This window comes from Lachnospira intestinalis (genome assembly GCF_040095895.1).
GTDB lineage: Bacteria > Bacillota > Clostridia > Lachnospirales > Lachnospiraceae > Lachnospira > Lachnospira intestinalis.
In genome coordinates this window covers 13,276-34,067 of record NZ_JBBMFS010000008.1, presented here as the reverse complement: position 1 = coordinate 34,067, position 20,792 = coordinate 13,276, and the positions used below count along the sequence as shown (strand labels likewise).

Annotated in this window: 20 protein-coding genes; 19 read left to right on the top strand and 1 reads right to left on the bottom strand. The window is 33.3% G+C overall.

Annotation, left to right across the window (positions count from 1 at the left end; genetic code table 11):
- The first annotated feature begins 32 nt into the window (after positions 1 to 32).
- From WMO37_RS09945 to WMO37_RS09855, 19 genes are all read left to right on the top strand, one after another.
- Positions 33 to 1,841, top strand: a complete 1,809-nt coding sequence (locus WMO37_RS09945) for an aminotransferase class I/II-fold pyridoxal phosphate-dependent enzyme (protein ID WP_349154913.1) — start codon at positions 33 to 35, stop codon at positions 1,839 to 1,841.
- Positions 1,842 to 1,875: 34 nt separating this feature from the next.
- Positions 1,876 to 2,724 carry an NAD-dependent epimerase/dehydratase family protein gene (locus WMO37_RS09940; protein ID WP_349154912.1) on the top strand — a complete coding sequence of 283 codons (849 nt, stop codon included), beginning with the start codon at positions 1,876 to 1,878 and terminating at the stop codon, positions 2,722 to 2,724.
- On the top strand, positions 2,721 to 3,707 hold the full coding sequence (locus WMO37_RS09935) for a WaaS/CpsH family glycosyltransferase (protein WP_349154911.1): 987 nt from the start codon (positions 2,721 to 2,723) through the stop codon (positions 3,705 to 3,707). The genes WMO37_RS09940 and WMO37_RS09935 overlap by 4 nt, the downstream gene beginning before the upstream one ends.
- 21 nt (positions 3,708 to 3,728) lie before the next feature.
- Positions 3,729 to 4,775 carry an acyltransferase family protein gene (locus tag WMO37_RS09930; protein ID WP_349154910.1) on the top strand — a complete coding sequence of 349 codons (1,047 nt, stop codon included), beginning with the start codon at positions 3,729 to 3,731 and terminating at the stop codon, positions 4,773 to 4,775.
- A gap of 4 nt (positions 4,776 to 4,779) precedes the next feature.
- Complete coding sequence (locus WMO37_RS09925; protein ID WP_349154909.1) at positions 4,780 to 5,625, top strand: glycosyltransferase family 2 protein; 846 nt, start codon at positions 4,780 to 4,782, stop codon at positions 5,623 to 5,625.
- A 21-nt stretch (positions 5,626 to 5,646) separates the two neighbouring features.
- The gene (locus tag WMO37_RS09920) at positions 5,647 to 6,801 is read left to right on the top strand and encodes a CDP-glycerol glycerophosphotransferase family protein (protein WP_349154908.1); all 1,155 of its coding nucleotides are present in this window, start codon (positions 5,647 to 5,649) and stop codon (positions 6,799 to 6,801) included.
- Between the two features lie 13 nt (positions 6,802 to 6,814).
- On the top strand, positions 6,815 to 7,771 hold the full coding sequence (locus tag WMO37_RS09915) for a glycosyltransferase (RefSeq protein ID WP_349154907.1): 957 nt from the start codon (positions 6,815 to 6,817) through the stop codon (positions 7,769 to 7,771).
- Between the two features lie 51 nt (positions 7,772 to 7,822).
- Positions 7,823 to 8,728 (top strand): glycosyltransferase domain-containing protein, encoded by a 906-nt coding sequence (locus tag WMO37_RS09910; RefSeq protein WP_349154906.1) that lies wholly within the window; start codon positions 7,823 to 7,825, stop codon positions 8,726 to 8,728.
- Between the two features lie 8 nt (positions 8,729 to 8,736).
- Positions 8,737 to 10,254 carry a lipopolysaccharide biosynthesis protein gene (locus WMO37_RS09905; protein WP_349154905.1) on the top strand — a complete coding sequence of 506 codons (1,518 nt, stop codon included), beginning with the start codon at positions 8,737 to 8,739 and terminating at the stop codon, positions 10,252 to 10,254.
- Positions 10,255 to 10,275: 21 nt separating this feature from the next.
- Complete coding sequence (locus WMO37_RS09900; protein WP_349154904.1) at positions 10,276 to 11,490, top strand: O-antigen ligase family protein; 1,215 nt, start codon at positions 10,276 to 10,278, stop codon at positions 11,488 to 11,490.
- 17 nt (positions 11,491 to 11,507) lie between these two features.
- On the top strand, positions 11,508 to 12,497 hold the full coding sequence (locus tag WMO37_RS09895; RefSeq protein ID WP_349154903.1) for an acyltransferase family protein: 990 nt from the start codon (positions 11,508 to 11,510) through the stop codon (positions 12,495 to 12,497).
- 46 nt (positions 12,498 to 12,543) lie between these two features.
- A complete protein-coding gene (locus WMO37_RS09890; RefSeq protein WP_349154902.1) occupies positions 12,544 to 13,608 on the top strand; it encodes an acyltransferase in 1,065 nt (354 codons plus the stop codon).
- A 45-nt stretch (positions 13,609 to 13,653) separates the two neighbouring features.
- On the top strand, positions 13,654 to 14,778 hold the full coding sequence (locus tag WMO37_RS09885) for a GHMP family kinase ATP-binding protein (RefSeq protein WP_347996581.1): 1,125 nt from the start codon (positions 13,654 to 13,656) through the stop codon (positions 14,776 to 14,778).
- A 15-nt stretch (positions 14,779 to 14,793) separates the two neighbouring features.
- Positions 14,794 to 15,516, top strand: coding sequence for a nucleotidyltransferase family protein (locus tag WMO37_RS09880; protein ID WP_347996582.1), 723 nt, complete (start codon positions 14,794 to 14,796; stop codon positions 15,514 to 15,516).
- 37 nt (positions 15,517 to 15,553) lie between these two features.
- The gene (locus tag WMO37_RS09875) at positions 15,554 to 16,033 is read left to right on the top strand and encodes a hypothetical protein (RefSeq protein WP_349154901.1); all 480 of its coding nucleotides are present in this window, start codon (positions 15,554 to 15,556) and stop codon (positions 16,031 to 16,033) included.
- 26 nt (positions 16,034 to 16,059) lie between these two features.
- Complete coding sequence (locus WMO37_RS09870) at positions 16,060 to 17,229, top strand: hypothetical protein (RefSeq protein ID WP_349154900.1); 1,170 nt, start codon at positions 16,060 to 16,062, stop codon at positions 17,227 to 17,229.
- On the top strand, positions 17,229 to 17,756 hold the full coding sequence (locus WMO37_RS09865) for an RICIN domain-containing protein (protein WP_349154899.1): 528 nt from the start codon (positions 17,229 to 17,231) through the stop codon (positions 17,754 to 17,756). The genes WMO37_RS09870 and WMO37_RS09865 overlap by 1 nt, the downstream gene beginning before the upstream one ends.
- Positions 17,757 to 17,940: 184 nt before the next feature.
- Positions 17,941 to 18,186 (top strand): IS66 family insertion sequence element accessory protein TnpA, encoded by a 246-nt coding sequence (gene tnpA, locus WMO37_RS09860; RefSeq protein ID WP_349154898.1) that lies wholly within the window; start codon positions 17,941 to 17,943, stop codon positions 18,184 to 18,186.
- Between the two features lie 128 nt (positions 18,187 to 18,314).
- The gene (locus WMO37_RS09855) at positions 18,315 to 19,286 is read left to right on the top strand and encodes a hypothetical protein (protein WP_349154897.1); all 972 of its coding nucleotides are present in this window, start codon (positions 18,315 to 18,317) and stop codon (positions 19,284 to 19,286) included.
- Positions 19,287 to 19,410: 124 nt separating this feature from the next.
- Here the strand turns inward: WMO37_RS09855 and WMO37_RS09850 are convergent, their stop codons facing one another.
- On the bottom strand, positions 19,411 to 20,709 hold the full coding sequence (locus WMO37_RS09850) for a tyrosine-type recombinase/integrase (RefSeq protein ID WP_055164152.1): 1,299 nt from the start codon (positions 20,707 to 20,709) through the stop codon (positions 19,411 to 19,413).
- Between the last annotated feature and the right edge of the window lie 83 nt (positions 20,710 to 20,792).

Here is a 20,792-nt window from a genome sequence, read left to right as displayed (position 1 = left end):
AGTGGTAGATTGTTAAAAGTAAGGAGAAAATAATGCAGGCAATTATTTTAGCTGCCGGAATGGGCAAAAGATTAAAGGAATTAACAAGTAATGCGACAAAGTGCATGGTTGAAGTAAATGGTGAGATGATGATTCATAAGACTTTGATGCACCTTGAAAAGTTAAATTTAAACAAAATTGTGCTTGTTGTAGGATATGAAGGACAGCAACTGATGGACTATGTTAATTCACTGGGATTAAAGACACCGGTAGAGTATGTTGTCAATGACGTATATGATAAGACCAATAACATTTATTCTTTATATCTGGCAAAGGAATACCTGTTACAGGATGATACATTATTACTGGAATCCGATCTTGTATATGAAGAAGCAGTTATCAGAAAGCTTGTAGACACGCCGTATCCGTCACTGGTGCTGGTAGATAAGTTTGAAAGCTGGATGGACGGAACCTGTATTACGGTTGATGAAGACGACAATATTACGTCATTTGTCAGCAAACGTGAATTTGATTTTACAAAGACAGATGAATATTACAAGACAGTAAATCTTTATAAGTTCAGCAAAAATTTCTCGGAAAAATATTACGTACCGTTTTTGGAAGCATACTGTAATGCAATGGGACTGAACGAATACTATGAACAGGTATTAAAAGTAATCACATTTTTAGGTGATTTGGAAATTAAAGCGGTTAAGTTAAACGGTGAAAAGTGGTATGAAATTGATGATGTGCAGGATTTAGATATTGCAGAATCCCTGCTTGCCGGAAAAGAAGAAAAGCTGGAGAAAATGCAGAAACGTTTTGGCGGTTACTGGAGATATCCGAAGCTGATAGACTTCTGTTATCTGGTAAATCCGTATTTTCCGAATAAAAAGCTGGTTTCTGAAATGCAGACCAATTTTGAACGCCTGCTGGGTGAATATCCGTCAGGAATGGGTGTAAACAGTCTGATTGCCGCAAAGATTTTCGGACTGCATGCAAGTCAGGTGATTGTTGGAAATGGCGCAGCAGAACTGATCAAGTCCCTGATGGAGCGTTTTACAGGCAGACTTGGCATGGCATTTCCTACATTTCAGGAGTATCCGAACAGAAAGGCAGAAAAAGATGTTGTTCCGTATTTTGTAACCAATGACGAATTCCGTTATACTGCTAAAAATCTGATGGATTTCTATGAGGATAAGGATATTGAGGTGCTGGCACTGATTAATCCGGACAATCCATCAGGAAATTATATCAGACGGGAAGATGTTTTAAAGCTGTCTGAGTGGTGTGAAAAGAAAAATATTCGTTTTGTTGTTGATGAATCCTTTGTGGATTTTGTCGATGAAGAAGAAACGACGACATTATTAGATGCAGAAATTTTAAAAGCAAATCCGAATCTGATTGTGGTAAAGAGTATTTCAAAATCTTATGGTGTGCCGGGACTGCGTCTGGGTGTACTTGCAAGCAGCGATGAGGAACTGATTGCAGAGATGAAAAAAGATGTTGCCATCTGGAATATCAATTCTTTTGCAGAATTTTATCTTCAGATTTATGAAAAATATGCAAAGGACTATGCCAAGGCAATTGAAAAATTCAAGCAGACAAGAGCTGCATACATCAAGGATTTACAGGCATTGTCCGGTTTAAGAGTGCTGCCGACACAGGCAAATTACGTACTGTGCGAAGTGACTTCCGGTGTTACAAGCCGTAAACTGGCAGAAGACCTTTTAGAGGAGAATATTCTGATTAAAGATTTATCCACAAAGAAGGGATTTGACGGGAAAAATTATATCCGTCTGGCAGTCCGTGATGAAAAAGACAATGCAATTTTAGTTGAAGCATTAAAGAGATACTTATAAAATAGTTTAGTGGAGTGAATAAGGAGATAGTTCAATGCGTGTTTTGGTTACAGGTGCAAATGGATATTTAGGGCAGGGAGTTGTTAAGCAACTGCTTGATGACGGAGTAGAAGTTGTTGCAACAGATTTCAAGGCGGATTATATTGACGAAAGAGCAGATATCAGATGTGCAAATTTATTTGAAATTGATGAGCCATATGAATATTTTGGAAAACCGGACATTGTACTGCACATGGCATGGAGAGATGGTTTTGTTCATAATTCAATGAATCATATTAATGATTTACCAAAACATGTTGACTTTATTAATAAAATTTCTAAAAGTGGTATTCAACGGATTGTTGTAATGGGAAGTATGCACGAAGTGGGATTTCATGAAGGCAGTGTGAATGAAGAAACCGTGTGCAGACCGTTAAGCTATTATGGAATTAGTAAGGATGCCCTGAGAAATATTGTAAAACTTATTGCAAAAGAAAATCATATAAACTATCAGTGGTTACGAGGATTCTATATTGTAGGAAATTCAGAATGTGGAAGTTCTATTTTTTCTAAAATTACACAGGCGGCGCATGCGGGTAAAAAGGAATTTCCTTTTACATTGGGGCAGAACCAATTTGATTTTATTAATTATGATGATTTCTGTCTTCAGGTTGCAGCAGCAGTGGAACAGGAAGAAATATGCGGAATTATTAATATCTGTAAAGGCTGGCCTGAAAAACTGGCAGACAGGGTTGAACGATATATTCAGGAGAATGGATACGATATTCATTTGAATTATGGGGCATTTCCTGACAGACCATATGATTCAAAAGCAATATGGGGAGATGCGGGAAAGATAACAATGATATTAAATAATAGAAAAAGAAGAACGGAGTATAAATGAGAGTATTAGTAATTTCTCCAAATTTTTTTGATTATCCTCAGGTTATTTGTGAGCAGCTTGGTAAAATGGGAATTGAAGCGGACTGGTTTGATGACAGACCAAGCTCAAATAGTTTTGTGAAAGCAATTATTCGAATCAATAAGAATTTTATTTCTAAATTTATTGAAAAGTATTTTCAAAATGTGATGCAGATAATTGGAGGTAAAAAATATGATAAAGTGCTGATTATATCAGGACAATCATTTTCTTTTAGCGAAGAAATGGTACAACAACTAAAAGAAAAACAGTCACAGGCAGAATTTATACTTTATCAGTGGGATTCGCTTGAGAACTTTCCGTATATTGAAAGAATGCACAAATTTTTTGACCGTTGTTATTCTTTCGATAGAAAAGATGTGCAGAAGGATACCTATATTCAGTTTCTGCCGCTGTTTTATAGCGAGAGGTATGAACGAATAGCTACACAACATAAAAAAGAATATAAATATGATTTAAGCTTTGTGGGAACGGCTCATCCTAAAAAGTATAAATATGTAAAAGAGATGGCTTTAGAATTAAAAGGTGTTTTTCCAAAACAATTTATATATTTCTTTTTCCCATCAAAACTTGTATATATTTATAGGAAAATTAAAAATGTAGAATTTAAAAATGCAAAGTATTCAGAATTCAATTTTAAAGCATTAAATGGTGCTCAGATGGATGAAATTGTTACAAATTCAAAGTGCGTTTTAGATTCTGCACAAGCGAATCAAAATGGATTGACTATTCGTGTAATTGAGATGCTGGGGGCAAAAAAGAAAATAATTACAACAAATGAAGATGTTGTGAATTATGATTTTTACCGACCGGAAAATGTTTATGTATATAATGGCGGATTTGATTCAAATAATGTATTTTTCAAAAGCCCTTATCAGGAAATTGAAGATGAAATATACAAGAAATACTCATTGGAAAGCTGGCTGAAAACGTTACTCAATCTATAAAATGTAAAAAGGAGATTATAAATGAGCAGCAAAAGCGGCAAAATACAGTCAATAGAATTTTTAAGATTTTTAGCATTATTAGGAGTTTTTTTAGTACATTATCTTAACGAATACAGTAATAATAATGTTAAAATTGACATACCAATTGTATCTGGCGGAGTTGGTGTGGCATTTTTTTTTGCTATTAGTGCATATCTGCTGGTTAAGACAACAAAAAAGGAAACGGGACTGCTGCGCTCTATATTAAAAAAAATTGTTGTATTGCTGCCAGCGTATGAATTTCTTATTGTTTTAATATTTTTGGCATGGATAGCTGCGCCATCATTATTTAAAACATTTGACATCAATAGTAAATCACTATTGATGAGTATGTTTTTAATTCCATACAAAACACAAGGAATTCCATTTTGCTGCCCTATTTTACCGGTAGGCTGGACTTTAGAAATTCAGATGGCAGTTTTTATTGTATATTACATATTGTTTTATATATTTAAATCTCAAAAGAAAACAGTTTATGGAATGTCAATCGTAATAGGCGCTGTTATGTGTTGGAATTATATTGGCAGAGGTGACAATATAATAACATTTGCCTATGGACAGTTTTATATGGTGTATTTTGTAATTGGCTTTTTGGTTGCGTTATATGATGATAAAATTAGAAGTCTGATACATGCAAAACGTTTTGATAATAATGAGAAAAAGACAAATTTATTGTTTTTGTGCATATGTGTTGCTGTATTTATTACATTCTCTTGTATCTATAAGGAAAATATTATATGTGCAGCAATAATTGCATTTACTTTTATAGCGGCAGTTACACTGTTTGAAAAAAGAACTTTTCCTAAGAGTATACTCTTTATGGGAAAAATCAGCTATTCCTTTTATTTGATACATTATCTGGTTGTTAAGTTTTATTTAAGAGTAGTATATTTTGGAACCAATAGTTTGTTAATTATTCTAGGACTGTTAGTGTGCTTTATGGTTACGGTTGGTTTATCATGGATATATTGGAATATTTTTCAAAAGAGAATTCCAAGCCGGTTATTAATGTTTATAAGTGGGAGATGAAAATATGGCAGATATAACAGCAATTATATTGACAAAAAACGAAGAGGTAAATATTGGTGATTGTATTAAATCTATTCGCGGAATTGTAAAGAGAATCGTAGTAGTTGATAGTTTCAGTACGGACAGAACAGTTGAGATCGCAAAAGCGGAAGGAGTAGAAGTATATCAGCATAAATTTTATAATTATGCAAAACAGTATATGTATGGTGTCGAAGTTGCCAAAGCAGATACAGTTTGGACTTTACGAATAGATGCAGATGAACGGCTTACGGAAGAATCAGCAAAAGAACTTGAAAAATTATGTGATCAGAATAATCATACAGATGTGTCAGGAATTGTTTTACGTTATAAGAAGAATTTCCTTGGAAAGGATTTATATCATGGCGGAGTGTATCCGTGGAAAAAAATGAACTGTTATAAAACGACAGATGGTGAAATTGAAGACCGTTCAATGGATGAACACATTGTATTATCAAAGGGCAGTGTTATAGAGATGAAAGAAGACAGTCTGCATTTTGATTTTAAAAATTTAGAGTGGTGGATTGGAAAACATAACTGGTATTCTTCAAGAGAAACGGTTGATTATTTTGAAAATATTTCGGTGAAAAAGAAAGCGGGAAATATTCGTACATGGATAAAAATGAATATTTATTATAAGCTGCCAATGGGAATGAGGGCCCACCTGTATTATTTATATAGGTATTACATAAGGCTGGGCTTTTTAGACGGAAAAGAAGGTAAAATATATGCGTTTTTACAGGCATACTGGTATCGTTATTTAATTGATGCTAAGATATATGAGTGTAAGGTAATGAATACAAAATACGACGGAATTGGTGAGTTGAAATAGGAAAGGGAATGTAGAGAAGGCATGAGTTTTAAATCTATAAAAAAAATGTTGGAAATTAGAATATTGAGAGTATTCATGACAGTATTGCACATTTTTCCAATAAAACAGAACAGAATCATATTGAATAGTTATACGGGAACACAATATTCATGTAATCCTAAATATATAACAGAAGCAATTTTGAAAAGATTTCCGGATAAATATGAAATAATATGGACATTTAAAGAACCGGATAAGTTTCAGTTCTTAGAAGAAAAAGGAATCAAAGTGGTGAAATATGCCTCAATAAAGAGATTCTATTATGAGGCGACTGCGAAAGTCAGCATTAATAATATAGGCTCATATTCCTGGCAGCCAATTCGTAAAGGACAGCAGCATGTTAATACATGGCATAGTGCATTGGATTTGAATAATTGTGCTTTAATGGAAAGTGCAAATGACAAAATAATGAAAAAAACGATATTTATGAATGCGAAGGAAACAAGTTTATTTTTATCAGCGAACAGATTCTTTACAGAGTTTTGTATACCAAAAGAATTTGGATATAATGGGAAAATACTTGAGTATGGTCTGCCAAGAAATGATGATTATATAAATGGTAATGCTGAAAAGATAAAAAAAGAAGTACGTAAAAAATTAAATATTGCAGAAGATGCAGTTGTTGTTATGTATGCGCCAACATGGAGATACGGAAAAGCGAAGGATGCTCCGAAAATTGATTTAGAATTATTGAATCGTGCAATGCAAAAAAGATTTGGGCAGAATTATCTTATTCTGTTCAGAGCGCATCATTTTGCAGGTAATATCAGTGTTGAAAAGCTGGAACATGTTAAAAATATGACAGAGTATCCGAGTATTCAGGAATTAATAATGGCAACGAACATTTTAATTACAGATTATTCATCCGTAATGTGGGATGCCGCTTTAATGGGTGAATATGTACTGCTTTTTGCGCCGGATTTAGAAAAATATTCCAAAGAAAGAGGGTTATATATTCCAATAAATGAATGGTGTTTTCCGGTAAGCTTAAATAATAAAGATTTGGCTGCGGAAATTGAAAAAGTCGATTTGGAAAAGGGCATCGAAATATCAAAGAAACATCTTGAAAAGTTTGGAAACTTAGAAACAGGAAGGGCAGCAGAAGAATTTTGTAACTGGCTTGAGGCGATAGAATAAGTGAGGTATGAGTGTGCAAAAAAAAGTCAATATTATAATGAGTACATATAATGGTGAGCATTTTTTAGTAGAGCAGCTGGACAGTTTATGTAATCAGACATATGAAAATATAGATATTTATATAAGAGATGATGGTTCAACAGATAATACTCGAGAAATCTTAAAAAAATATATTGCAGAAAATGAGTCATCAAAGCGTATTATATATGTCGATGATGAAAATGGGCTGAGATATCCGAAATGTTTTATTAAATTATTGCTGGAATCAGAAAAAGCCGATTATTATGCTTTTTGTGACCAGGACGATGTGTGGAATTCTGACAAAATCGAGAAGGGTGTAAAAGAATTAGAAAAATTCGAGAATGAAAACAATAAACCGCTTCTGTATTATACAGCAGTTGATTATTATGATGAAAAACTGAATTTTGTACGGCATTCGAAATTTGCATCTCATTTAATAAAAGATACACAGGACTTAAATCTTCAGGATTTTCTGTTTGGTGGGGAACCGCTGGGAATGACGTACATGTTTAATAATCCTGTTCGGGAAGCATTACGGAAATTATACAATCAGGGTGACACTGAAAAAAAAGATATATTTATCAAGATTTTTGCCGCAGCAACGGGACACGTGATTTATAATAAAGAACCAAGTGCTAAATACCGTAGACATTCTGGGGCAACAACAAATGATTCAAATCCAAGTAATCTTATTTCAAGGTATTTTTCGATGTTCAAAATGTTGTTTTTAGAGAAAAATACTTTCGATGAAATGAAAGATATTATTAACTACATAAATAAAGAGTATAGTGCCTGTATGAATGAACAGGAAAGAAAGCTGATTGCTCTTTTTTCAGGTAAAAGTGGATTAAAAAAAAGAATGCAAAAGGTATTTTGGCACGGAAGATTTCGAATGGTTTTTATGGAAGAAATCGGATATAGGATGTTGTTTTTAATTGGAAGGATATAGAATATTATGTATTATCGGAACAATATAGATGAAACATTATATGCGGAACATATGGATTTGCTAAAAAAAATGAATAAAGAATATATAGAAATCCGCAGAGGACAAGAATATAAAATCGGTATGTACATTATCAAATTAAAACAGGAATTAAAACATTTGAATTTATCGGAAATAAAAAAGAATGTTGAAAAGCATAGAAATATCAAAAGAGCGGGAAAATTAGAAAGTCATATAAAAATGGTTTCTGAACAGGATAAAGCGCGCAGTTCCAATTATTTCAGTACAGAACGGGTGGCAGTTTACACTTGTATTTTTGGAAATTATGACGGTGTGAATGAACCTGTTTGCTGTCCGGATAATTGTGACTACTATATTATTTCGGATACGGTGAAAGCACAGAAAAATTCAAAATGGAAAATCGTAGACATCACAGAATTTGCAGGTGCTTTAGAAGGCTTGAGCAATACAGAAAAAAACCGATATTTTAAAATGCATCCTGACAAGGTGTTTAAAAACTATAAATATTCTATATATATTGATGGAAATGTAAAAGTAATCACAGATTTAACGGAAATGGTAAATAAAATAGGATCTTGTGGAGTGGCGATTCATAAACACGGAAAAAGAGATTGTGTGTATGATGAGGTCAATACTATTTTAGCCATGAAAAAAGATACAAAGGAAAATTTAGAAAAACATATTGAATTTTTAAAAAAGATAGGTTTTCCAAAGCATTATGGATTATTGGAATGTAATATAATTGCGCGGGAACATTTTAATCCGACTTGCCAGAAACTAATGGATATGTGGTGGCAGGATTTTATGACATTGTCTAAGAGAGATCAGATGTCTCTGCCATCGGTACTATTTAGAAATGATATTCCGGTATCGGAAGTCGGAGTGTTAGGAACTGGAGTGGAAAACGATTATGCAATTAGAGTAGAAGGACATAGATAAGGATTTATATGGGAAGAACAAGAAGAGCATTTGTAAATATTATATGGGGCTTTATCGAAAAAATGATTACATTGATTTGCCCATTTATTATCAGAACAATTATGATATATAAATTGGGAAATGAATATCTGGGATTAAATGGTTTATTTACATCTATATTGCAGGTATTGAGTCTGGCTGAATTGGGCTTTGGAGATGCCATTGTATTCAGTATGTATAAGCCAATTATTGAAAATGATAATAAAATGCTGTCGGCACTTTTAAATCTATATAAAAAAGTATATAGAATAATTGGTATGGTTATATTATGTGTCGGTCTTCTGATTCTTCCTTTTATCACAAAATTTGTAAAAGGCGGATATCCTAGTGAGGTAAATATTTATGTACTATACTGTATTTATTTATTTAATACAGTTATAAGCTATTTTTTATTTGCATATAAAGAATCCTTGTTGAAAGCACATCAGAGAAATGATGTAAACAGCAGGATACTATCCGGTTGTAATATTGTTATGTACGTATTACAGATTATAGTTTTACTATTGTTTAGTAACTATTATTTGTATATTGTTATAATGCCGGTTACAACGATTGTTTTAAATTGCGTACGTTCACTCTTTGTTAAAAAGATGTATCCTCAGATTGTATGTGAAGGTCATATCGAAAAAGATGCTGTAATAGGGTTGTCAAAAAGAATAATTGGTCTCACATTAAATAAGCTGGCGCAGGTTTGTAGAAATTCATTTGACAGTATTATTATTTCGTCGTTTTTAGGATTAGTAATATTGGCAAGATATCAGAATTACTATTATATTATCAGTGCCTTGACAGTAATGGTATCGATAATTACAACTGCAGTGGGGGCAGGAATAGGGAACAGCATTGCGGCAGAAACAGTAGAAAAAAATTACAGCGATTATAAAGAATTTTTATTTATTTATAACTGGATTGCATGTTTTTGTACGGTGTGTATGTTGTGCCTGTATCAGCCGTTTATCGAATTGTGGGTAGGTAAAAGCAATGTGCTTCCGTTGTCAACAGTAATTTTATGCTGCATATATTTCTATACAATGAAATTGGGAGATATTGCGGCAGTATACAGACAGGCGGCCGGAATCTGGTGGGAAGATAAATTCCGCCCCATTGTAGAATCGGTGGTAAATCTGGCAGTTAATATTGTACTTGTAAAATATATAGGTGTTGATGGAGTATTAGTGTCAACGATTATTTCAATTGTGTGTATTAATATTCCGTGGGCAACGTATGTATTATTTAAGGTATATTTTAAAATGTCGATAAAAGAGGTGTTTTTTAAATATATAAGATATTTTATTGAAACAACAGTATTGTGTGCAGTTGTGTATGGAATTTGCAGCCGGATAAATGGAAATCTTCTAGTTGTGCTTGTTGTGAGGACAATTATTTGTATAGGCCTGGTCAATGCGGGGCTATATATTATTAGTTATACAAAACCGGAATTTGTATCTGCAAAGAATAGAGTTTTTAGAAGAAAAAAGCGTATGTAGAATGGTATATGGGTGATAAAAATGAATTATAAATTGAAAATAGAAAGAAAAGACAGCGTAGAGTGGATGTTTATAATTAGTTCAATTATGGCGGTTATTGCACCTAGTACAATATGGGGATATACAGGTATTATGCTATTTTTGTCATTAATAGCATTAAAAGTAATGATTAATAGAAAATATGCATATTCTGTATATTTTTTATTTGAAGCAGCATTTATTGTTTATGCAGTTTTTCAATATCTTTATATAGGAGTATTGTCATCACAGTACCATTTTGTGTATATAAAAACCATGACGATTACACTGGTATTTAATATAGGGCTATTTTTATTTATACAATTATATGGATATGTCAAGGCAATTTTAGATTACTGTGTAGGTATTTCCATAGGTTTTTTAGTTTTAATTGTTCTATGTACAAAATCGATTTTTCGAGGTGGTCTGGCAGCAGTAGAATATCAGCATTTCTATATTTTTAAGATAGGTGGTGTTACATCCGTATATTTAGGCTGGATTGCTGCAATTGGATTTATACTGGTGTATTTTTTATATTTAGAAGAAAAGAATACGTTTCGGTTTATTTTAAGTCTTTTCTTAGCAATAACAGTTATACTGACCGGCAGAAGAAAGATTTTATTGTTTTTGGCAGTTGCTGTAATAGGTGGAAAGTATTTTAGAGATGCGCAAATGAGTGCGGCAAAAAAAATCAGATGGATATTTGTAACAATATTAACGGTGTTAATTGGGTATTATTGTTTAACGAAAATTCCGGTGCTGTACAATTTTATAGGTAAAAGATTAATTGATGCAGTACAATATATTTTTGATGATTCAATAACAATAACGGACTCATCATTAAGGACAAGAGCAACGCTGTTGACACGTGCAGAAAAATTATGGAGAAAGAATAAGGTATGGGGACAGGGGTTTGGTAGTTTTATATTACTAAATAAAGATATTGGATATTATTCACATAATAATTATTGGGAGTTATTAGTAGGTAATGGTATTGTAGGGCTTGTCCTGTATTATATTAAATATATATATTTGTTATTTGTATGCTTTAAGAAGAATAGAAAACATACGAATTGGCGCTATAAGTATCTGTTTGTGATGGTAGCTGTTTTTATGGTGCTGGAGTATTGGCAGATAACATTTATGTATCGACATTTAACGGTATTTCTAATAGTTGTATTAGGTATTCTGATGCAAAAAGAGAATAGTAAAAAATAAAGCGTGGATGAAATTTTATGAAAAGAAATAGACAGATAGATGGGTTGAGATGTATAGCATTAGTAATGATTATAGCATTCCATTATTTTTATAGATATAATCAAATATATAATGCAGGCAATGGAGAAATTCAGATATTTAAATATTTTGGAGTATTTGGTGTCAATATTTTCCTGTTGATTTCTGCATGTTTTATGTATATTCCACTGAAGACGAATGTGGATGTTGATTTAAAAAATTATTATAAAAAGAAATTATTAAGATTGTGGCCGGTATATTTGTGCAGTATTGTAATGATATGTATAGTACTGTATATTATTCCGCTGCCGGGTCGAATGGTAAGTGGAAAAGATTTTATATATAATGTTTTTATGATTAATGGATATATTGGGACACCGTATGTTGATGGTGCACATTGGTATCTTACAACATTAGTTACATTTTATTTTATACAGGGTATTTTATTAAAAGCGAGAAAATTAGAGAATATTTATTGTCTGGCGATATGGCTTCTGCTGGATATTTTATGTAATATTTTAAATGTTCCTGTTTTTAAAGTGGTAATGGGAAATACATATGCAGGTGCAGTGATTATAGGAATATTAGCAGGCAAGGCTGTCTATAAGCGGTCAAAATTATCAAAAGCAGAATGGATTATTTGTTGTATAGCGGTTGCTGAAAGATTGCATTTTGGCGGGATTGTAAGTTGCATAACTTTGTTGGTAGCAGCAGGGCTTGTTTGGTGTTGTATAGCTGGAAAAATTCCATTTCTAGAAAAGAAAGCTTTTATTTTAGGCGCTGAGATATCCTATTGCTTGTATTTAATTCATCAAAATATTTCATATTCGATAATGTATAACCTTGAAAAATATCATGGCAGTAGTATTATTAATGTAATGGTTGCTTTTGGAGTGGTGCTCCTTATGGCGGTTTTATTACATAAGTTTATTGAAAAACCAGTGCAAGCGAAATTAAAAAATATTAAATATATAGTCAGTGTGAGATAATATCGATAATTAGATATAAAATGTATAACTCAAGGAGAAAGTAGAAATGGACCAGTATAAAAAAAGAGATGCTAATATCGAATTAATTAGAGATATTGGAATGTTATCGGTAATAATGTTACATTGTTTATGTATATTTCCCAATCAATATCCAATAAAAGGAGTTTTAAAAGCGTTTTTATTGAACGGGGTACCATTGTTTTGGATTATAATGGGGTATTTTTTATTTATAAATTGTAATTTTAAGAATAAAATGATAAAAACCATAAAAAATATTCTAATTCCAGCAATAATTACAATGTTAATTGCACAAATATTTAATGAGTGGATTAATTCTACGCAGAATTTTTTTCAATGTTTGCTTAATTTAAATATTGATTGGAATAATTTGCTTTCAAATATCTTTTCATGGAATGCAGGAATGTATCATTGCAGTCATTTGTGGTATATTTTTAGTTATGTAAAAATTGTAATGTGTTTTCCCGTCTTAAAATTACTATGTGAAGATGAGAATGAAAAAAATGAGGCTAGAAAATATTTTATTATATTAACTATTATTGCTATGTTGGCAAGTGATTTGCAACATATATTTAGTGTTAAATTCAATTTTCAACCGATAGTAATATTTACACCTTTTACAAGTAATGTTTTATATGTTTTATTGGGATATGAGCTTAGTAAAAAAGATACTATAAAAATCATACATGGAAGAGGAAAATTGTTGCTTATTTATATGTTTTGTAATTTAGCAAATGGCTTATTAGCAATGATTGATTTGAAAATTAACGGAAATAGTGATTATTTTTATCATACAAATTCAGTTTTAATTATTATTTCATCAGTTGTATTATTTAGTATTTTTAAACAATTAGATATAGAAAAAATGTGGGGGAAAAATATAATATATTTCTTTGGTAAAAGATCTTTCTATATTTATTTAATTCATATGTTAGTTTTGGATAAAGTAGTTTCCACGCCATTGTTTTATCAGTTGACATTGAATACTCCAGTGATAGTGCAATATATTATTTTGAGTGTAATTGTTTTATCTATATCAACGGTTTTGGCAAGTTGTATTTTATTTATTAAGAAAATTATGAATAGAACATAAAAGTATATTTTTAAAAAGTAAAGCGATGAGAAAGGGTGGGGTTGCATGGAGATATTTACACCATATCGGGTCTGCCCGTTGGGAGCACATGTAGATCATCAGCATGGTGTTGTTACGGGTTTTGCCTTGGATAAAGGCGTGAAATTTGAATTTGAAAAAACACAAGATGGTTCTTGTTTTGTAAAAAGTAAAAATTTTCCTGGAACAGTTATGTTTAATATTGATGATATTCCGGATCGCACATATACGTGGGGAGATTTTATTCAGGGAGCAGTTGTTGCCTTATTGCGAAAATATGAGTTGCATTATGGTGTAAAAGGAGTAGTGGAGGGACAGCTTCCATCAGGAGGATTATCATCGTCCGCAGCGGTTATTCTTACATACCTTCTTGCAATTTGTAAAGTGAATGATATTACATTAACAAAACCAGAGCTTATTAATATGGCTATTTGGGAAGAACGGAATTATATTGGTGTTAATGTTGGAAAATTAGACCAGAGTTGTGAAGTTTATTGCAAAAAGGATGCGATACTGTTTTTAGATACACAGGATGATTCTAGTGAAATTATTCCGATAAATCCTAAAATGCCGGACTTTGAAATTATGATATTGTTTTCGGGACTAGAACGAAAATTGGCAGGAACAGCATATAATACACGTGTAGACGAATGCAAGGCTGCATCATATGCTTTAAAAGCATATAGTGGAATGGACTATGGAAAATACGATATAAGTGTTTTGCGTGATGTGCCGTATGGTATTTTTTTAGATTATAAAGCGCTATTGCCTGATACATGGAGAAAAAGAGCCGAACATTATTATGAAGAAAATAGAAGAGTAAAAGAGGGAATTAAAGCATGGAAAAATGGCAATATCGAAAAGTTTGGACAGTTGATTTTTGAGTCTGGAAGAAGTTCTATATATAAATATGAAACTGGTTCAGAAGAATTAAAAGTATTGCAGGAAATTATGCAGTCAACTGATGGTATATATGGAGGAAGATTTTCAGGAGCGGGGTTTAATGGCAGCAGTATGGCAATTATTGACCCGGGTAAAAAAGAAGAAATTGAAAATTTTGTAAGGACAAAATATTTGACAAAATTTCCGGATTTAGAGGATAAATTCTCAATACATTTTTGTAAAACAGCAAATGGAGTTACTATAGATTAAAGGAGTATTAAGTATATGAAGTGTATTATTTTGGCTGGCGGATATGCAACGAGATTATACCCATTAACAGAAAACTTTCCAAAGCCATTATTACCGGTAAAGCAAACAACAATTCTTGACAGATTAGTTGATGATGTATCAGAAATAGAAAATATAGATGAGATAGTTGTCGTATCTAATCATAAATTTATTAACATTTTTCAAAAATGGAAAAATCAAAAGGTATGTGATACTTTGATAACACTCTTAGATGATGGTTCAACGGAGAATGACAATCGTTTGGGTGCAGTTAAGGATATTGCATTTGCAATTCGAAAAAGAGATATCAGAGATGACATTTTAGTTTTAGCTGGTGATAATTTATTGGATTTTTCACTGAAGGAATTTGTCAGATATTTTGAAAAAAAACACAAAACCTGCGTGATGATTCATCGTGAAACTTCGTTCGAAAAACTAAGAAAAACAGGTGTTGCACAAATAGATGATGACTTTAAAATTATTGATATGCAGGAAAAGCCGGAAGAACCAAAAAGTGAATGGGCTGTTCCTCCATTTTATATATATCCGACAGAAACGTTAGACACAATATTGAACTGCGTTGACAATAAAAAGTGTAATTTAGATGCACCTGGAGATTTCATTGCATGGTTTTGTGAAAAAAAAGAAGTATACGCATGGGAAATGCAGGGAACCAGATATGATGTTGGAACATTAGAGAGTTATAATAGAGTCAGGTAATAGAAATTTAAGAATATAAAGAAAAGCAGGAATGAATATGCATAAGAATTTAGTGATTAAAAACATTATTTTTATCGTTGGAATATTGTTGGCATTTGGCATGTTTTCACAATTTGTCATTCCAAATCATATTGAACGGACCGAAGAACAAAGGGAACAGTCAGATATAGAAATGATAGAAACGATGCAAAGAGCAGTAAACACAGCGTTAGAATCAGAAGATGTCAGAGATGCAACAGGAAGTTTGATTAATAGTTATGGAAAATGTGAAATATGGCTGGGGAAAACAACAAGTATAAGATTTGAACTTTTAAAAAAGACACTTCCAGAACTATATGATGCCACATATAAGCAGCTTGAGCAATATACGAAATGCGTATCATTAGCCGCACTTTCATCAGAGTATGGATTGAGAATGGTAATCGATGATGATTACAATGTATTGATAAGTATAGAGAGCAGTTATGGACAGGTAACACAGTGTAAATATATAAAAGATCAATTTAAAAGAGTATAAACAAAGTAAATATTGGAGAACATGAGATGAAAGTAAATGAATTGGTGGCAAATCAAATTCGTAAATATATGAGTTATATTTACTTAATTTTATTTGCCGGAATAACAATACGGTATTATCTGTATTCAACGGTATTGGAGTATAAGTATCCCTATGCGTTGTATTTAGGATTAAGATATGCGTTGATGGCATATGTACTGGTAAGTATTGCGCTTGTGGTATGGCAGAAGCAGTATAGTACCGTATTAGAACCTGTTTTTATGGTGCTGATACTTGTGAGTGCCGGTATTGTAACGTATGTGGTTAAAGATAATGCAGTGTTTGATTTTGCGCTGCTTTTAGTAGGAGCAAAAAATGTTCCTTGGAAAAGGATTGCCTATGTTTATCTGTGCGCAGCGGTCGTGATTCAGGGGATTGCTTACTATGCGGCAACAACAGGTATTATTGCGGATATTACCTTGCAGGCAGATGAGGGAATCCGTCATTCATTGGGAATTAATTATCCAACGGATATGGCAGCCCATATGCTTTTTATCATGCTGGTATATGCAGCGATGCGCGAAAAGAAGCTGACCTTCGTTGAGATTACCTTGATGGGTGTTGTAAGTTACTGGGTGTATACAAAGACATTTGCAAGAAATGACTTTATCTGTGCCATGGTCATGTGTGTGCTGTTAGTGATTGTAAAAGTGCTGTGGCTGTGTAATATCCAGCTGTCAAAGTATAAGGGATTAAAGATTGGCGGCATTTTGATGCTGCTGTTTGTAGTGGGCTGTATCACGGCAGTTACATTTTATGACCCTGCAAATGCGATGTATCAGAAGATGGATACCGTATTTTCACAGAGATTTTCACTGGGGTATCAGGGACTGGCACAGTATGGCATTACAGCATTTGGCTCATTTGTAGAAGAAAATCAGGCAACGCTTGGCTACTATTTCTTTTTGGATAACTCCTTTATCCGTATTGCAATTAAGTACGGCTGGGTATTTTTATCTGTGATTACATACATTTATTATCTGTGCTTTAATAAAGCAGTGGATTGTAAAAAAGACGACATGATTGTGGCGTTGATAGTGATGCTGTTGTTCGGTATTTCAGAACATCATCTGATTGATATTGCATTTTGTCCGCTTTGGTTTATGCTTTTTAGCAGTATGAAAAAGGAAAGAAGAACCGGAAGGGGGCAGAATTGATGAAGAGGTATTGGATAAAGCTTGCAGGCTGCGCGGCAACGGCGGTGGTCATTCTTCTGGTTGTATTGGGCATGGTGGATTTGCATACGGACGGTCTTCTTGTACGGGATGGCTGTTATGTCATTCGTCCGGATGAAATGAAGACCTACAGGATGGATGTGTATGGGAATTCCGGGATTGTAGGAACATGGGTGAATCTTGTTCGCGATGTTGATGGAGCAAGTCAGATTTTTGCGATTCATTATACCGGAGAAGATCAATATATGATTGAATATGGAGATCAGGGATACTGTATTGCAGTTGCATCAGATAAAGAAACGGTTGTTATGCAGGATTATGATGCGGAAAATGAATATAATAAGTGGTATATTTCAAGAATCGGTACGACGCAAAATTATTTATTTACAAATGTGGCAACCGGCAATACTCTTTGCTATGAATATTCATCAGATTTTTCAGCATATAGACTTTATGTAAAAACATACGACGAAACATCCGGAAATTTTGCATTCTTTTTAGGTCAGTAGAAATAAAGTAAGCGCTACATAATCCACCGTAGTGGCAATTGACTGTTTCTGCCGTAAGATTAGGATAGTTGGAGTAAATTACTCTAAGTTCTAATCTTGAACGACAAAAGTTGTAGCATTTCACTGCTATTTATATCAAACTTTTGAATCATTTTACTCCAAATATTTTTTGGAGGATTTATCAATGACAAAAGCTCAAAAAGATAAATACTGGATGGACTGCATCCAGCAATGTCGCGTTAGTGGCTTATCAGACCATGCATGGTGCCATCAGAATGGCATATCTACCAGCTCTTTTTATTACAACATCAAAAGGCTGCGCATGAAAGCATCTGATGTACCTGTACCCGTTTCAAAAGTTGCAGTGAAACAGGAAGTTGTACCAATTCACTACAATGAACTGCCTGAAACAAAAGCAGTTAATCCGTAAGCGCTACATAAAATAGCGCTTACGAACTTTGTGTCGAAAATAGGAATAATGCAGTAAATTAAAAGATTGTTCACAAATATAGTGTAAGTAGTTAAAATATTGAGATAAAATGAAATGAGATGTACTTTATGGATTTACAAAACATTATAAATGAAAATGATAAAGAGATAAATTCTGAAAATGAGAAATTAAAGAAAATATTAGGAAAATGTTTGAAATATGGAGGATTGATAATTGCAGCAGGTACATTGTGTGTTTCTTTGCTGGCAATCTTTTTCAAAGTGATGTGGTATTATTACCAATTGGGATGTTTTTCTGCATATAAAATAGATAAATCATATATTGATGTTTCAGAGAATTCAGTTATATATATATTCAGAATTCTTGGTATGGCATTATTGTTAGCCTTTTCAAATTGGGTATTTTACATGCTTTGTAGAAAAAAGAATGTTGTAAAAATACAAACAGTAATAAATGGAATTGTTTTATTATGTATTGAAGGTCTAATACTAATTGGAATTGTTTTTTTAATTACAGACACAAATATATTTATTGCAGTTTATCAAGTGTATAAGCGTAGATATTGGTGGAAATGTTTGGAATATATTGGCTATATATTTATAATGCTGTTTGTATTTAATATGTTCGGATTATATATGGGGGTTATAAATAGTATATTGGAAAAAAAGCAACATTTAAAGAAGAGAAAAAGTATAATAAAAGAAATAATAAATGTGGTGGGGATAGTATGTACATTAGCTGTAAGTTTACCTTTTGCATTTTATACATATGGGTTGAATATAATGCGTGATAATGTTGAGTTTAAAATAATAATTGAAAATCAAGTAAGTGATGAAGAAAACTATATAAGGAATGTTTTAAACGGAAATAACCAATATATATTTCAATCTACAGTAACTAAAGATAAATATAATGTATTTGCAGTTGTTTATGAAGATTCTAATGAATATGTAGTGGCAACTATTAAAAATAGTGGAAAAATCGATTTCGATTTACAAAAAACTATATCCAAAAGTAATGTGCAGACATATTATATAGATGATTATATGAAAATAAAAGAAAAATTCAAGTTTGTATAACTAAAATCTCAACTTTCCTTATTTTATGCGACTTGGCGGTATGCCTTGCCACTCTATATGTATCCTTTTCCCTTGTTTTTGCCCTTATGAGGTATCTACAAGGGAAAGTTTTTCTTATTCGATTTTATTCTCCAACCACCTTATCAAGTAGTCGGGCTGAGTTTCGCTTACCTTCTCGGTTAGCGTGTGCATAGACATTCATAGTGGTACTTACATCCGAGTGTCCAAGTAATTCCTGTACATCCTTTGGTGCTGCTCCATTTGAGAGCAGGTTTGTGGTATAAGTGTGTCGCAGGGTGTGGAAGTGGAAATTATCATCAAGCTCCGACAATCGTTTCCTTGCTGTCCTTAAAGCTGTCTCAACCGTTGCAGGGGCTTCGTATGCTCCGTCCGGTCTGATACATACAAGGTTAATCTCGTTGTAATCAAGCGGAATGTCCTCTGTGCCATCCAAATGATAAAGCTCATAGTAGATACGATTCTTTTCCTTAACTTCCCTGTAGTAGTTCCTCTGATAGAGTTCTCCGTAACTGAATACCTGCTTTCTCTGTTCCTTTTTCGCTTTCTTTAAGATGTCAGCGAGCGTATCACAGAAATCCACGATACGGACTTTCTTTCGCTTTGTCGGACCAATCTCGGTCTTGTGCCTTGCTCCGTTGTAACGGACACTTCTTCGTACTGTCAGATACTGTTCCTCAAAGTTAATGTCACTCCAAGACAGTCCGCATACCTCTCCAAGTCTAAGACCTGTGTAGTACGCTATCTGTACCGGCAGGACAGCAGGCTTGTTTCTTTCTTCCAGATACTCCATAAGCGTTTGATACTGCTCTGGTGTAATCGGGTTGATAACCTCTGCATCCTCATCATTATCAGAAAACAAATCCACATCTTCCTCGGCTTTCCTACGCATTACCACATACTGCATTGGATTGAATGTGATGTACTGCTTTGGAAAGACTGCAAATCGGAAGGACTGTTGCAGGACTGCGTGGAAAGAACGGATATAGTCGATGGTGTAACCCTTTGACTTAAAATTTCCTTCCTCACCGCCAAATGCAAGTAAATCCATAAACTTCTGCAAATGCTCCGAAGTGACTGTCTTTAGTTTTCTGTTTCCGATTGGGTGTTGTTTAATCCTGTTTACTGCCTGTAAATAGTTACCGACTGTACCGTTGCTAAGTGAACCCGTTTTCAAATCTTCCTCTGCCCATACATCTAGCATCTGTCCGAGTGTGAGGTTGTCCGCTTTGGCTAGAAATTTCTTTGCGTCATAATCCTCCATAGCCTTGCGTAACATTTTCTCTGTCTCTGATTTGCTCTCCGTACCTGCAAATTCTTTCTGAACCAAGTTACCACTTGCATCCTCCACATAAAAGCGGTAGTACCATTTCTTGCCTTTCTTCCTTACAGAACCTTTTGCCATAATCGTTTCTCCTTTCGATATCGGCAATCGGAACTGGTGAAATGCTTCTTGCGTGTAAGTATATCATAGCTCCGTCTGCCTAT

What these genes read in the sequence shown, in the direction of transcription:
- WMO37_RS09945 (WP_349154913.1), top strand. Translation starts at nt 33, where the DNA reads ATGCAGGCAATTATTTTAGCTGCCGGAATGGGCAAAAGATTAAAGGAA.
- WMO37_RS09940 (WP_349154912.1), top strand. Translation starts at nt 1,876, where the DNA reads ATGCGTGTTTTGGTTACAGGTGCAAATGGATATTTAGGGCAGGGAGTT.
- WMO37_RS09935 (WP_349154911.1), top strand. Translation starts at nt 2,721, where the DNA reads ATGAGAGTATTAGTAATTTCTCCAAATTTTTTTGATTATCCTCAGGTT.
- WMO37_RS09930 (WP_349154910.1), top strand. Translation starts at nt 3,729, where the DNA reads ATGAGCAGCAAAAGCGGCAAAATACAGTCAATAGAATTTTTAAGATTT.
- WMO37_RS09925 (WP_349154909.1), top strand. Translation starts at nt 4,780, where the DNA reads ATGGCAGATATAACAGCAATTATATTGACAAAAAACGAAGAGGTAAAT.
- WMO37_RS09920 (WP_349154908.1), top strand. Translation starts at nt 5,647, where the DNA reads ATGAGTTTTAAATCTATAAAAAAAATGTTGGAAATTAGAATATTGAGA.
- WMO37_RS09910 (WP_349154906.1), top strand. Translation starts at nt 7,823, where the DNA reads ATGGATTTGCTAAAAAAAATGAATAAAGAATATATAGAAATCCGCAGA.
- WMO37_RS09905 (WP_349154905.1), top strand. Translation starts at nt 8,737, where the DNA reads ATGGGAAGAACAAGAAGAGCATTTGTAAATATTATATGGGGCTTTATC.
- WMO37_RS09900 (WP_349154904.1), top strand. Translation starts at nt 10,276, where the DNA reads ATGAATTATAAATTGAAAATAGAAAGAAAAGACAGCGTAGAGTGGATG.
- WMO37_RS09895 (WP_349154903.1), top strand. Translation starts at nt 11,508, where the DNA reads ATGAAAAGAAATAGACAGATAGATGGGTTGAGATGTATAGCATTAGTA.
- WMO37_RS09890 (WP_349154902.1), top strand. Translation starts at nt 12,544, where the DNA reads ATGGACCAGTATAAAAAAAGAGATGCTAATATCGAATTAATTAGAGAT.
- WMO37_RS09885 (WP_347996581.1), top strand. Translation starts at nt 13,654, where the DNA reads ATGGAGATATTTACACCATATCGGGTCTGCCCGTTGGGAGCACATGTA.
- WMO37_RS09880 (WP_347996582.1), top strand. Translation starts at nt 14,794, where the DNA reads ATGAAGTGTATTATTTTGGCTGGCGGATATGCAACGAGATTATACCCA.
- WMO37_RS09875 (WP_349154901.1), top strand. Translation starts at nt 15,554, where the DNA reads ATGCATAAGAATTTAGTGATTAAAAACATTATTTTTATCGTTGGAATA.
- WMO37_RS09870 (WP_349154900.1), top strand. Translation starts at nt 16,060, where the DNA reads ATGAAAGTAAATGAATTGGTGGCAAATCAAATTCGTAAATATATGAGT.
- WMO37_RS09865 (WP_349154899.1), top strand. Translation starts at nt 17,229, where the DNA reads ATGAAGAGGTATTGGATAAAGCTTGCAGGCTGCGCGGCAACGGCGGTG.
- tnpA (WP_349154898.1), top strand. Translation starts at nt 17,941, where the DNA reads ATGACAAAAGCTCAAAAAGATAAATACTGGATGGACTGCATCCAGCAA.
- WMO37_RS09855 (WP_349154897.1), top strand. Translation starts at nt 18,315, where the DNA reads ATGGATTTACAAAACATTATAAATGAAAATGATAAAGAGATAAATTCT.
- WMO37_RS09850 (WP_055164152.1), bottom strand. Translation starts at nt 20,709, where the DNA reads ATGGCAAAAGGTTCTGTAAGGAAGAAAGGCAAGAAATGGTACTACCGC.